Annotated in this window: 15 protein-coding genes and 4 pseudogenes; 5 read left to right on the top strand and 14 right to left on the bottom strand. The window is 62.6% G+C overall.

All coding sequences use genetic code 11. From position 1 onward, the window contains the following. From B9Z03_RS02295 to B9Z03_RS02285, 4 genes and pseudogenes are all read right to left on the bottom strand, one after another. A pseudogene (locus B9Z03_RS02295) lies at positions 1-455 on the bottom strand (hypothetical protein); the annotation flags it as partial. Between the two features lie 136 nt (positions 456-591). Continuing rightward, complete coding sequence (locus B9Z03_RS30375; RefSeq protein WP_280174834.1) at positions 592-717, bottom strand: hypothetical protein; 126 nt, start codon at positions 715-717, stop codon at positions 592-594. Further along, entirely contained in the window at positions 711-1,205 is a 495-nt protein-coding gene (locus B9Z03_RS02290) for an energy-coupling factor ABC transporter permease (RefSeq protein ID WP_244561629.1), read from the bottom strand. Before B9Z03_RS02290 ends, B9Z03_RS30375 begins: the two co-directional genes overlap by 7 nt. Positions 1,206-1,234: 29 nt before the next feature. After that, a complete protein-coding gene (locus B9Z03_RS02285; RefSeq protein ID WP_085462683.1) occupies positions 1,235-2,002 on the bottom strand; it encodes a DUF4198 domain-containing protein in 768 nt (255 codons plus the stop codon). Between the two features lie 175 nt (positions 2,003-2,177). Between B9Z03_RS02285 and nikR the strand changes: the two genes are divergently transcribed. Further along, positions 2,178-2,645: a nickel-responsive transcriptional regulator NikR gene (gene nikR, locus B9Z03_RS02280; protein WP_085462699.1), complete on the top strand. Its 468-nt coding sequence runs from the start codon at positions 2,178-2,180 to the stop codon at positions 2,643-2,645. Positions 2,646-2,856: 211 nt separating this feature from the next. Here the strand turns inward: nikR and B9Z03_RS02275 are convergent, their stop codons facing one another. From B9Z03_RS02275 to ureE, 6 genes and pseudogenes are all read right to left on the bottom strand, one after another. Beyond that, on the bottom strand, positions 2,857-3,249 hold the full coding sequence (locus tag B9Z03_RS02275; RefSeq protein WP_085462682.1) for a transposase: 393 nt from the start codon (positions 3,247-3,249) through the stop codon (positions 2,857-2,859). Between the two features lie 162 nt (positions 3,250-3,411). Beyond that, positions 3,412-3,813, bottom strand: coding sequence for a hypothetical protein (locus B9Z03_RS29995; RefSeq protein ID WP_244561628.1), 402 nt, complete (start codon positions 3,811-3,813; stop codon positions 3,412-3,414). After that, on the bottom strand, positions 3,704-3,955 hold the full coding sequence (locus B9Z03_RS30580; protein WP_139832134.1) for a transposase: 252 nt from the start codon (positions 3,953-3,955) through the stop codon (positions 3,704-3,706). The genes B9Z03_RS29995 and B9Z03_RS30580 overlap by 110 nt, the downstream gene beginning before the upstream one ends. A 341-nt stretch (positions 3,956-4,296) precedes the next feature. Continuing rightward, positions 4,297-4,535: pseudogene (locus B9Z03_RS29265) on the bottom strand (IS6 family transposase); the annotation flags it as partial. Between the two features lie 66 nt (positions 4,536-4,601). Beyond that, positions 4,602-5,291 (bottom strand): urease accessory protein UreF, encoded by a 690-nt coding sequence (locus tag B9Z03_RS02265; RefSeq protein ID WP_085462681.1) that lies wholly within the window; start codon positions 5,289-5,291, stop codon positions 4,602-4,604. After that, a complete protein-coding gene (gene ureE, locus B9Z03_RS02260) occupies positions 5,266-5,718 on the bottom strand; it encodes an urease accessory protein UreE (RefSeq protein WP_085462680.1) in 453 nt (150 codons plus the stop codon). The genes B9Z03_RS02265 and ureE overlap by 26 nt, the downstream gene beginning before the upstream one ends. 280 nt (positions 5,719-5,998) lie before the next feature. On the opposite strand from ureE, the pseudogene B9Z03_RS02255 reads away from it, so the two are divergent. Next, positions 5,999-8,459 (top strand): annotated as a pseudogene (locus B9Z03_RS02255) (excinuclease ABC subunit A). A 76-nt stretch (positions 8,460-8,535) separates the two neighbouring features. Here B9Z03_RS02255 and B9Z03_RS02250 read toward each other — a convergent pair. The 4 genes and pseudogenes from B9Z03_RS02250 to B9Z03_RS02240 all read right to left on the bottom strand — a co-directional run bounded on the left by B9Z03_RS02250 (position 8,536) and on the right by B9Z03_RS02240 (position 10,322). Further along, positions 8,536-8,820 (bottom strand): metal-sensing transcriptional repressor, encoded by a 285-nt coding sequence (locus B9Z03_RS02250; RefSeq protein ID WP_085462679.1) that lies wholly within the window; start codon positions 8,818-8,820, stop codon positions 8,536-8,538. Between the two features lie 276 nt (positions 8,821-9,096). Continuing rightward, a pseudogene (locus B9Z03_RS02245) lies at positions 9,097-9,726 on the bottom strand (IS630 family transposase); the annotation flags it as partial. Continuing rightward, a complete protein-coding gene (locus B9Z03_RS30155; RefSeq protein WP_244561627.1) occupies positions 9,686-10,045 on the bottom strand; it encodes a transposase in 360 nt (119 codons plus the stop codon). The gene B9Z03_RS30155 and the pseudogene B9Z03_RS02245, both read right to left, overlap by 41 nt. A gap of 73 nt (positions 10,046-10,118) precedes the next feature. After that, on the bottom strand, positions 10,119-10,322 hold the full coding sequence (locus B9Z03_RS02240; protein WP_085462678.1) for a hypothetical protein: 204 nt from the start codon (positions 10,320-10,322) through the stop codon (positions 10,119-10,121). A 131-nt stretch (positions 10,323-10,453) separates the two neighbouring features. Between B9Z03_RS02240 and B9Z03_RS02235 the strand changes: the two genes are divergently transcribed. The 3 genes from B9Z03_RS02235 to B9Z03_RS30150 all read left to right on the top strand — a co-directional run bounded on the left by B9Z03_RS02235 (position 10,454) and on the right by B9Z03_RS30150 (position 12,425). After that, positions 10,454-11,203 carry a hypothetical protein gene (locus B9Z03_RS02235; RefSeq protein WP_085462677.1) on the top strand — a complete coding sequence of 250 codons (750 nt, stop codon included), beginning with the start codon at positions 10,454-10,456 and terminating at the stop codon, positions 11,201-11,203. Positions 11,204-11,283: 80 nt separating this feature from the next. Further along, positions 11,284-12,180 (top strand): IS110 family RNA-guided transposase, encoded by an 897-nt coding sequence (locus B9Z03_RS02230; RefSeq protein WP_432416980.1) that lies wholly within the window; start codon positions 11,284-11,286, stop codon positions 12,178-12,180. 32 nt (positions 12,181-12,212) lie between these two features. Continuing rightward, entirely contained in the window at positions 12,213-12,425 is a 213-nt protein-coding gene (locus B9Z03_RS30150) for a hypothetical protein (RefSeq protein WP_244561632.1), read from the top strand. Positions 12,426-12,463: the final 38 nt, after the last annotated feature.

Here is a 12,463-nt window from a genome sequence, read left to right as displayed (position 1 = left end):
GGCGCGCTCTTGTCCGGCGCACGATGTCGCGCCTTGAGGAAGGCGATCAGTCCGAATATGCCGACGATGTAGCCGAGGCCGCCCAGCACAATCACGCAGCCGCAGTGAGGATTCGAGCGAATCGAACCGCTCGGCAGCGGTGCGATCTGGCGCGCGACGACGGCGTCGATTTCGTCGGCGCTTGCTGCCGCGTATGCGTCAGCAGGCTTCCGGTTCCCGGCTCCGCCGTCGGCGTCGTCGCCGTTTCTTTCGTCATCTCCGGCTGGAAGCGTGTCGGGCAGGTGTGCGGCCGGAATGTCGAAGCGCGCCACATGCCCGTCCTTCGCGTCCACGATCACCGTCAGATCCGTCCTGATGGGCGCGAGGAGGGCAAAGCGGCCGTTGGAGTCCGTCCGCTCCTCGGCAACGATCTTCCCGCCGCCGTCGCGCAAGGTGACCGGAGCGTTTCCGGGCAACGCCGCCGCCGACGAAATAGGCCCTGCCTTCGACGCTGGCTCCGACGACGCTGGCGAAGACCTTCAGCCGATGCGCGGCGCCGGAGCAAGCGAGACCGCCAGCGTAAGGGCAGCCAGCAGCCCGACCGCGAAGCGGCTATGCATAGGCCGTTCCCGTGCGGGTGCACCAGAAGGCGTCCGGCTTGACGCGGCTGAGAAAGCCGCAGGCGAAGCCGATGACCAGCGCCTCGCCAAGGATCAACGGAATATAGCTTATCAGCACGATTTTGGCCGAGCGGAATAGGCCGCGTCGCTGAGCGTCAGCGCCGCTGCAACCATGAGCGCGGTCGACAGCACCGACAACGCGGCAACGCCTGCGCCGAGCACGGCCATGCGGCCCGGCGATGCGGCCCGCCGCATCAGCGGAGCGAAGGCCAGCGCCCACAGTACGGCGGGAAGGGCCATGTCGACCGTATTGACCCCAAGCGTGGAGATGCCGCCAAAGCCAAAGAAGACGGCCTGGAGGACCAGCGCGATGAAGACGGCCGGGACGGTCGCCCGACCGATCACCAGGCCCATCAGCCCGGTCAGGAGAAGATGCGTGGTGGTCGCTCCGATCGGGACGTTGATGAGGCTGACGATGAAGAACAGGGCCGCGACGACGGCGACTTTCGGAAGGCTGTCCTCGTCCAGCTCGCGCACCGACCAGCCGAGCAGGGCCGCCGTCACGACCCCGCCGCCGACCAGTACAGGCGTCGAGGAGGACGCCATCGGGAATATGCGCCATCTGCCCCGCCCCTTTATTTCATGTCCACGGCTTTCACCCAGATGAGGCCGCCAAGTTCCACCGGCTTGTCCGCGCCCGACGGGTCCTTCAACTGGTAGTCCGCCTCGACCAGCGCGGCGAACCCCCACCATCCGGCGCGCGGCATCGCATAGTGAAACACGCCGCGCTCGTCCGCCTTGACGATCTGGGTGACGAAAGCGTCGCCGGGGGGCGTGACCGAGCCGTCGTTCACCCATTCCACCTCGATCTCCGCGAAGGGAACCGGGGCGCCCTTGGCGCGGACGATGCCGCTGAACACATTACCGGTCCACAGGCCATAGGGCCGGGTGAGGGGTTCGATCTCGACGGGAAGGCCGACCAGCCTGTCCCAATACGAGCCGCTGTCGAAGGCGTCGACGACAACCTTGGCGTAGTGGATGATCGACTTGTCCTCCACCGGCTCCCAATAGGGTTGCGGCTCGACGAAGAAGACATAGGCGCCCGGTTCGCCTGGCGTGTAGGCCGCCTTCCAAGCCGACTTGCCGTCATGGGGCGCTTCGGTCAGAGAACCGAGCAGGTCCACCTCCCCTGAATTCGTCACCACGCCGAACCTGACGGGCTTCTTCATATCCATCGTCGGGCCGCGATCCATTGGATGGGTGAAAACCAGATTCAGCGAAATCTCGGCGTCGCCCGGACTAAAACTGTCCGTGGATGGAAGAATCTCTTGAAAATGCGCATGCGCGGCGGAACCTAGCACGCAAGTCACTAACACGAAGGCTACGATGCCCGCTTTCTTCATGATCCGCCACCTTGGCTCTGAGGTTTTGGCTGGTAAGATCTTTTAGCCAAAACATCATACTTGTCAACGGCAAGCCCTCTAGCCAGAGCGATTGGGAAGTTCTGACGACCTTGCTTTCCGGGCCGGGTTTCTCCAGATACACATGTATATGATGTATTCTGAGATGGTCGACAGTATGCCGCGCGTAACCATAAATCTCGACGATGATCTGATGAAGGATCTCGACTGCATCATCGCCACAAAAGGCTATCAGAACCGGTCGGAAGCGATCAGGGATCTGGCGCGCGCCGGCATCCGCGAGGCCAGGATGGAGGTGGGCGACAGCAAGAACTGCGTGGCGGCGCTGGTCTATGTCTATGATCACACGGCGCGGGAATTGTCGAAGCGTCTCGTGCAGACGCTTCACGATCATCATAGCCTGTCATTGGCGACCGTGCACATTCATCTCGACCACGATGATTGCATGGAGATAGCCGTCCTCAAGGGCGAGGTGCGCGAGGTGCAACATGTTGCCGAGCACATAATTGCCGAACGTGGGGTTCGTCATGGACGCCTCATCTTCGTGCCGGTGGACGTCGAGATGTACAGCCACGGCCACGGAAATCTCGCCGCACGCAAACACCCGCATATCAAGGTCAGATAAGCGGTTCCAAGGGGACTGTCAGATCCCATGGGCGGTGGATAGCGGCCTGTTCGCTGTCAGAGTGGAGTTGCTCACCAACCACTCTGGAGACGATCATGCCTATTACAGCCTAGCGAACTGAGGAACCGACCGCCATCCGCACCGATCTTGGCGCGATTTTCATCTCGATGGAACTCTTATGTTCAAATGCAAGCGGCGTGGCCAAGGCAATTCAATTCATGCGCGGATGACGGCTCTGATGGCAGCCTTGGGGTTTGCTGCGAAGGCCTCGCCGGGGGGCTTTGGCTTCTATTGCGTTTGCGGATGAGGGTGAGGCTGGCGTCGCGCAGATGGGCGAGCGCCGCGGGCGCGCTTCCGGTCTGACGCGGCATGCGTCCTCGGCGAAGGCTCCGTCGCGGACGCGGAAGAGCCTGTTCTCGATCTGCCAGTGGGCGCGGGCGAGGGCGAGCAAGGCTTCGGCGTCCATGGCTTCGGGCGGGATCGAGGTGATGGCGTAGACGATCTGGCGCGAACATCGGTCCTTCAGCTCGCGCAGACGCTCCAGCCGCACGATCCGGGTTGCGCCGGGCCAGTTGCGGTCGAGACGGGACGGGATCGGCCGCACCGCGATGCGCCGCGTCTCGATGCGGCCATCCCCTTCTGCACCGTCTCGGCGGGGCGCATGTCCTTGCGATCGGCCCGTTCAATTCCCTGGCCGGGACGGCTGGCGAGCCTCGAGGGGGGAATCGTCGCCGAAAGCGAATCCCACCATCTTCCATTTTGTGACTCAGTAAGACAAAGGGCCTAGATTGATCGGAATGGTGGCCGGCTTCAAATCGGAATACCCGGCCGGATAAGATCGGAATCCGCAATCCGACAGGGCATCGGGCCCGGCTTTGCCGTCGTTGACGTTGGCCGCAGGGATGGCAAGCTCTTCCACCAGTGCCGTACCGACATCGGCATCGGCGCCGACATGCGCCTTGAAGCAGTGAACCGTTGGCTTGCCCTTGTGGCTGACCCAATACGTATCGCCGTCTTCCCCGCTGGCCAATGCGATGATCGCGTGGAACAAGGACCGATCAGGTCCATGCATCACGAGCGCCTTGCGAAAACGAACAAAGGCCGTGCGTTCGGGCGTCGGCTCCGATTGCCGAAAATCCGCAGAACCGCCGGAACGAGGCCCGATCATCCAGCGCCTCGGCCAGCTTCACGTCCGACAAGTCGTACCAGACCGAAAGCAGCATCGCCATGCCGGTTCGCCGTTGGCTGCGCAGGAAATTACGGCCAGGCGATGCTCGACCGTCGACCAGTCGATTAGGGCGAATCCACATTTATCGGAGCCATAATGCGATGGCGGCGATGTGGACGAAGGCGAGGCAGTAGTCTGCGCGTCGGTCGTCGTATCTGATTGCAGAGCGTTCTGAAGTGCTTGAGCCTGTTGGAGCAGCGCTCGATACGGTTGCGCAGCCTGACGGCTTCTGCGTTCATGTCGGCGATGGTGCGACGCAAATCGTTGTTATCATAGGCCCTATCGGCCAGAACGGCCTCGGCTTTGAACCCTTGGAGCAGAGTCTTTGCGGTCTAGACACGTTGGTTATGTTGCAAACATTTTGACGGCGGCAGAAAGGCTAATCACCTGCCGGATTTCAGGCGGTGATCGCCTCGAACTGTTCCTTGCCCGCCGCTTGATGCGCCGATGATCCTGTTCGATGCGGTTGTTGAGATATTGGCTCTTGCGGATGTGGATCGGTTTCAATGCGTGTCGCGGCCTGTCCCACAGACGGCTCTCTCGGCATCGCAGGCACCAACCGCCTCCTGGTTGGTCCAGCCGCCGTCGATGACAATGCGGTCCGGCCGCCACGGTGCTCCAAAGCATTGTGCAGAAAGCGCTGCCGGCAGATCACGGTGTTCGCCGAGAAGATGATCAGGCGCTCAAGTTCCGGCAGGTGTGAGATTCATCGCCATGGCGCGGTTCCACTAAGTGGTGAACATCCGTCCTTGCCGGCCCGAGGACCGCGCCAGCGCTATGTCGACGACTGGCGTGAAACTCCACGGGAGCATGGCCGGGTCTATGGGAGCAGCGATTGCCTCCGCGATCACAGGGCGAAGTCCGTCGAGGATGTCCTGCGCGTCGCGATGGCCGACGATGCCGAGGCGGAGCGCAGCGCTGACGAGGCCGCTCGCCGTTGTCCATCCGCTGACGACGAGGGCAGCTTCGAACTCCAGTCCCGCAGCGCGGAAGACGAGGCCCTGGACCACGGGCAGATGACCCGCCTCCTCGACGTCGCGGATGAGGTCGCGATAGCTGTCGGCATCCGGATACCCGCGCCCCGCAAAGACGCCGAGAAGACGCCTGCCGGCCCGACGGCTTCCTGCGCGGAGCGGCGCGGAGGCTGTTGCGGCCTCGGCCTCGCGATCGACGGTGAGGACCGCCTCAGGGTCCGGGGCGGCATGGGCGCGCGCCAGCAACGGACGATCCATACCGGCCCAGCGCAGGGTTATCTGCTCCTCGACGATTTTCGCCAGATCCGCCGGAGAATTGAGCAGGCCGTCTCCGGCGAGCCCTTCGATGCCCCAGGAGAAAGTGAACGCGCCGGATGGGAAGGCGCTGTCGGCAAGTTGCGCCACGAGGAGCGCCTCATCAATGGTGATGGTCGTCGATGACATCCACCCCCCCTTCGATGAGCGCTCCGAGCCGGGCCAGGTAATCCGCGCGCGGGCCATCGAGCAGGACGACGAGCGCGCCCTCTTCAAACCGGACGCGCCAATGCAGGTTGCCGGCATGCCAGCCTAGGCGCAACGCCCCATCAACGCTCGCCGCACGCAGCCGAAGTATTCGGGGCGCGCCCACGCGAACCACGACCGCCCGGCTCTGGTCGAGAAACAGCACCGCACCATCCTCGAGCGATTCATCGCGGGACAGGCTTACCGCGCAATCAGTGCCGCGATCGGTGTCGAGGCGGATCCGGTGGCGCCCCATGTCCGCCTCTTCGATGAAGAGATATTCCACAGCGCCCTCATGCGCGAGGCGATGCACGACGTCGGCGAACGGCGCATCGCGAACATTGCCAAGAACGCTCTCGATCCGCAGCATGCCAACCCGCTCCTCTTCTTTGGGATGTGACTGAATACCGCACGCCAAGCTCGCGCTCAGTATGGAATGCAATTGAAAGCTTTTCACTGTAGAATACTCTCTACCAGTATGCAAGGGCCTCTATCAATTTTGACGCCTGGCTAGCAGCCGCGAAGTTGAACTGACGGGAACAAGAAATCCAGTCGCATCGGACAGCTGCAACGCCAGCGTAATCTTGACATGCCGTCCGGATACTCCTAGGCAGTATGCCCACCAAACATTCCACTCCCGGAACACCGACATGAACAAAAGTCCGCTTTCGACATCGGACGTCGCTGGTGGCGGCAAGGCGGAGCGATCCAATTTCGTGCGGGTGCGAGGCGCCCGCGAAAACAATCTGAAGAAAGTCGACGTCGACATTCCGCGCGACGCGCTCGTGGTATTCACTGGCATATCAGGGTCCGGCAAATCGTCGCTCGCATTCGGTACCCTCTATGCCGAAGCGCAGCGTCGCTACTTTGAGTCGGTGGCGCCATATGCACGCAGATTGATCGACCAGGTCGGCGTCCCGGAAGTAAGTTCGATCGACGGATTGCCACCGGCGGTCGCCTTGCAGCAACAGCGTAGTTCGCCGAATGCGCGCTCGTCAGTCGGCAGCTTGACGACGCTGTCGAGTCTGGTGCGCGTGCTCTATTCCCGCGCCGGCGAGTATCCGCCGAACCAGCCGATGCTCTATGCCGAGGATTTTTCGCCGAACACCGTCGAGGGGGCCTGTCCCATCTGCCATGGCCTCGGTCGTGTTTACGACGCAACCGAGAAGTCGATGGTGCCCGATCCCTCTCTGACCATTCGTGAGCGCGCGGTCGCCGCCTGGCCGCCCGCATGGCACGGACAGAATCTCCGCGATATCCTGGTGGCGCTTGGCTATGACGTCCACACGCCCTGGCGCGATCTGCCGGAAAAGGACCGGAACTGGATTCTCTTTACCGAGGAACAGCCGACCGTAGGAGTGTATGCCGGCCTTACGCCGCAAGAAACCCGCGCCGCGCTCAAGCGGGGCTTGAAGCCCAGCTACAAGGGCACCTTCACAGGCGCCCGGCGATATGTCCTCCAGACATTCGCCAATACCAAAAGCGCGCTGATGAAGAGGCGCGTCGCGCAGTTTATGGTCAGCCATGATTGCCCCGCCTGTCATGGCAAGCAGTTGAAGCGCGAAGCGCTGTCGGTGCGGTTCGCCGGGCTCGACATCGCCGAATTCGGCGATCTGTCCCTGTTGAAACTGATGGATTTGCTATCGCCCGTGGCGCGTGGCGAGTTCGCCAGCCACGACGCGGGAGGATCGGCGCACAGGAGCCCACCGGACATCCGCCACACGTCGAATCTCCCCGAAGAGAAACGCATGGCTGCCCGGCGCATGGCTTCGGAATTGCTCGAACGGCTCGCGCCGCTCATCGATCCCGGTTTGGGTTACCTTCTCTGGACCGAAGCACGCCGACATTGTCTTCGGGCGAACTGCAACGCCTACGACTGGCGACTCAATTATCCTTGCAGCTCTTTGGCGTGGTCTACGTGCTGGACGAACCGTCTGCCGGGCTGCATCCGGCGGACAGCGAGGCGTTGCTCAAGCTCCTTGATCGCCTCAAGTGCGCAGGCAACTCGCTGTTTATCGTCGAGCACGATCTCGACCTTATACGTCACGCCGAATGGCTGGTAGACGTAGGTCCCGGCGCCGGCGAGAAAGGCGGCCGCGTGATCTATAGCGGGCCGCCTGCAGGACTGGCAGGCGTCGAAACCTCGATCACGCGCCATTATCTCTTCAGCAACCCGGCCACGACCATCGCCTCGGCAGGCCGCTTGGCTCAGCGGATGAGGATGAAGACGATCCTCTGCCTGCAATCGCGCAGGCGCCGGCCGAGGGGCATGTCGTCGGCGGCATGGAGCACTTCCGCCGTCTCGTTCAGGTGGACCAGAAACCGATCGGGCGCACGCCGCGCTCGAATCTGGCGACTTACAGCGGCCTGTTCGATCATGTACGCCAACTTTTTGCCAGGACGGACATGGCGCGAAGTCGCCGTTATGGCGCGGGCAGGTTCTCGTTCAACGTCGCCCATGGCCGCTGCCCGGTCTGCGAGGGCGAAGGCTTCATGATGGTCGAGCTTCTCTTCCTGCCCAGCGTCTATGCGCCATGCTCGGCCTGCAACGGCAGCAGATATAATCCACAGACACTCGATATCGAATGGTACGGCCGCAACATTGCGCAGGCACTGGAGATGACGGTCGACGAAGCCTGTCAATTCTTCGCCTGCGAGCCGCAGGTGTTGCGACCGCTGAACGTGCTGAGCGAGATCGGGCTCGGCTACCTGCGTCTGGGGCAGCCGGCGACGGAGCTTTCCGGCGGCGAGGCGCAGCGCATCAAGTTGGCGACCGAACTCCAGCGGGCGCAACGCGGAAATACGTTCTATATCCTCGACGAGCCGACCGCCGGCCTTCATCCGGCCGATATCGACCGATTGATGCGCCACTTGCAGGGGCTGCTCGGCGCCGGCAACACAGTCGTCGTCGTCGAGCATGACATTCGTGTCATCGCGCAAGTGGACTGGGTCATCGATCTTGGACCGGGGGCGGGCGAAGACGGTGGGCGCATCATCGCCGCTGGCGCGCCGGCCGAATTCGCCAACGCGACGAATAGTCGGACGGCGGCATATCTAAAACGATACCATCAGGATAAGAGAAGTATCGCGCCTGGATCTCCGGGGCGATGACCGACATCGCGACCGCCCGTCTCATGCCCGGTCCGCCTTGCGCCGGGCCAAGTTTCAGACGCTCTCCAGGGACCGTTCATTTCAGGTAGGTGCGAAAGATCCTCATGACTCCGTCGATCTCGCCATCGACGTCGATACCTCGCTTGGCGGGATCATCGCCGCGGCCAAAGGTTACCCGCAAATGGCCCTCCAGGACCTCCGCGATCAAACCATTCGTCGCACCCCGCATGGCAACGATCTGCTGCAACAAAGGACCGCATTCGCAATCGGCCTCGATCGCGCGCTCAAGCGCCTCGGCCTGCCCTCTGATGCGACGAAGGCGAGTGATGGCCCGCTTCTTCTCTTCAGGTGAATGTGGCATCAGATATTCCCCATGCCACTCAGCATACTGTACAAGGGATAGGTTTCAACCCTGGAGCCAGGGCACTGTCGTAAGCAGATGAGTTGTCCGGTTTAGGTAGCACACGAGCTGTCCGATTTGATGCCCAGCGGATGGAGGCTGGGGATGAGACGGGCAGCATGGCTACAGGACCGGAGAATGCAGAAGTTTCGGGATGTTTTGAGGCGCTGGGATGGCGGCGATCTTTCGATGCTGGAGGCTGGTGAGTTGCTCGGCATGTCGGAGCGTTAGAGTCTTTCACGATTTGACGGAAGCGTAGCCTGCGTTTGCGAAGTAGTTATCGCATTCGCCAGGGTCGATGGTGGCGACGAGGTTGCCGATATGTCGCCATGTGTCCTCGATCGATCGTTTCTGGGCCTTGCGCATCCAGTGCTTGATCTTGGCGAAGGCCTGCTCGATCGGATTGAGGTCGGGCGAGTAGGGCGGCAGGTACCAGAGCCTGGCGCCGGCGGCTTGGATCGTCTGCCGGACAGCCGTCGACTTGTGGGAGCCGAGATTGTCGAGGATGACGATGTCGCCTGGTTCCAGGACTGGAACGAGCTGCTGTTCGACATAGGCGCGGAAGCACTCGCCGTTGATCGGCCCGTCGAAGACGCAAGGTGCGGTGAGCCGGTCGCAGCGCAGCGCGCCGAGGAAGGTCAGCGTGCGCCAGTGACCGTGCGGGGCGAAGCCGCGCAGCGGCCTTCCTTTCGGCCCCCAGCCGCGCAACGGGGTCATGTTGGTCTTGATCCAGGTCTCGTCGATGAAGACCAGCCGGCGCGGATCCAGGCCGGCCTGCCAGGAGCGCCAGCGCTGTCGTCGCCGCGCGATGTCGGCGCGGGCCTGCTCAAGGGCGAACAGCGTTTTTTTTGAACCGCAGCCCTTCGCGCCGCAGGAACAGCCATACCGCGTTGTGCGATACCTTGACCCCGCGCGCCGCCAGTTCCTCCTTCAGCCCATGCAGCGTCAGGTGCGAGGTCTGGTTGATCCGCTCCACAATGAAGGCGCGATGCGGCTCCAGAAGCCGCTTGCGATGCCCGCCCATCTTGCCCGGCGCAACCGAACCTGTCGCACGATAGCGCTGCGACCATTTCACCACGGACGAAACCGCAACACCGAACCGTTCGGCAACCGATCGGCAGCTCTGACCGGCAGCCACCGCCGCAACAACACGCCCTCGAAGATCATTGGAAAGAGCTCGGGTCATCAGATGCTGGCCTCCAATCCAGCCAGCATCTTGAATCACAATTCCGACCGAACGGGAATCCCGTCCGATTCGGTCAAGCCGTGAACCGCTCTAGTTCCGGCGCTATCGGGATCACTACGAAGAGGCTGGCGAGGAAGGCTTGCGCGACCGGCATTTGGGCAAGATCTCGACGCGCCGGGTTCCAGCGGAGGCGATCGAGATGCTGGAGCTCTACCGTCACCGCTATCTTGGCTGGAACGTGAAGCATTTTCACGAGCATCTGGTGCGCGATCATCATTTCAGCTGGGGCTACACCTTCATCAAGACGCAACTACACGCGGCCGGGCTTGTGGAGCGAGCCAAGCGGGCGCGGCGCGCACCGGCGCAAACGGGAGAGGAAGCCGTGCGAGGGCATGATGCTGCACCAGGATGGACGACGCGACGAGCACTGTCTACTCGGCCTTCCTGGTCGAGGAGGAGGGCACGGCCTCGAGTTTTCGCGGGCTTGAGGAGACATTTTTGAGCAAAGGACTGCCTTCAAGCCTCTATACCGACCGCGGCAGCCACTACTTCGTGACGCTCAAGGCCGGCGAGGCCGTCGACAAGGGCCGATTGACCCAGGTCGGTCGGGCGCTGCGGCAACTGGGCATCGAACATATCCCGGCCTATTCGCCGGAGGCCAGGGGCCGCTCGGAGCGGATGTTCTCGACGCTGCAGGGCCGGCTGCCCAAGGAGTTGAAGCTGGCCGGGATCGCTAGCGTCGAGGCGGCGAACAGTTTCATAGCCGAAACCTACCTGCCGGGCCACAATGCCCGCTTCGCCAGGCCGCCCGAGATCGAGGACAGCGCCTTCGTCGCCGCCGATCCGCGCCAGCTGGCCGAGATTCTGTGCATCGAGGAGGAGCGCGTCGTCGGCCGCGACAACACCGTCACCTTCGGCCGGCTCAGACTGCAATTGCCGCCAAGCCCTCACCGCCATCACTTCGTCAAGGCAACCGTCAAGGTCCGCCGCTACCCGGACGGCTCGATCGCCGTCTTCCACGAACACCGACGTATCGCAAGCTACAATCTAGACGCCACCCTGTCGGGCAACCAAACCGAAGTCAAAACGCCCCGTGAACCGCTTCGACGCCAAAACAGAAGCGGACAGATGATGTGCTATCAAAACCGGACATCTTGATTAGCTACCGACACCCTGGAGCCAGGGCAATCGCTTGAAGGGCTGAGGGATTCCGGCATGGAAGTTGCTGTGATTATGGGATGGCCCGCCCTCTCTGGAGCGATCGGTTAGGATCGCTCTGTTTTGGCACGAGAGAGGAACGGACCGATGACGATATTTGTGCTCGGATTGATTTTGGCAAGAACGTTTGCAGCCTTGTAGGGTTGGATGAGGCGGGTGCAGTTGTTCTGCGCCGGCGTCTTCGCCATGACAGCGTCGCGGAGTTTATCGGAAAGCTACCGGCTTGCATTGTGGCGATGGAAGCCTGCTGCGGCGCGCATCATCTCGGGCGGGTGCTCGGCGGTGTGGGTCACGCGATCCGGCTGATGTCGCCGGAATATGTGCGGCCCTATGTGAAGGCGAACAAGAACGACGATCTGGATGCCGAGGCGATCACGGAAGCAGCGACGCGGCCGACGATGCGCTTCGTGCCCGTGAAGAGCGAGGTGCAATCGGATATTCAGGCGCTGCATCGGGCACGCTCGCGTCTGGTGGCGGAACGCACCGCGCTGATCAATCATCTTCGTGCTCTGCTGCTGGAGCGCGGCATCGTAGTGGCCCAGGGGCGACGCAAGCTGGAGGACGCGCTTTCGGTCTTTGCCGACGAGAATGATCCGAGGCTATCACCGCGCATACGTGCTTTGGTCGAGGATTTGCGCGCCGAGTGGCGCAGTCTGATGAGCGGATCGCCGCCTTTGATGCGGAGTTCGTGCGCATGGCGCGAGGACGAGGCAGCCCGCCGCCTTTCGACGATTCCCGGCATAGGGGTGATCAACGCCACCGCGCTAACGGCGGCGATCGGTGATGCGGCCAGCTTCGGGCGCGGTCGCGATCTTGCCGCCTGGCTGGGGCTGACGCCTCGACAAGCGACGACGGGAGGAAAGCAAAGGCTGCTGGGAATCTCGAAACGGGCAACCGCTACCTGCGAGCTAACCTGATCCACGGCGCGCGGGCGGTCCTGCCGCGCATCATGGGCCAGGATACGCCGCTGGGCAGGTGGGTGCGTGGCCTGTCGGAACGGACACACAAGAATGTCGTGGTGGTTGCGCTGGCCGCAAGACTCGCGCGCATCGTCTGGGCGGTGCTGCGCAAGGAGCGCGGCTCGATCCGGCGATCGCAGCGGCATAGGAACAGGAGATCATCGGCCGCTGAGCTGATGGTCGCGGCAATCTGCGGGTGGTGAGAGGAAGATGGCCTGACGGTCGAACGGCAGCCTGGAAA

It is taken from the genome of Mesorhizobium australicum (assembly GCF_900177325.1).
Classification (GTDB): domain Bacteria; phylum Pseudomonadota; class Alphaproteobacteria; order Rhizobiales; family Rhizobiaceae; genus Mesorhizobium_A; species Mesorhizobium_A australicum_A.
Note: the sequence above shows the minus strand (reverse complement) of the source record. Positions and strands in the feature narration are given on the sequence as shown.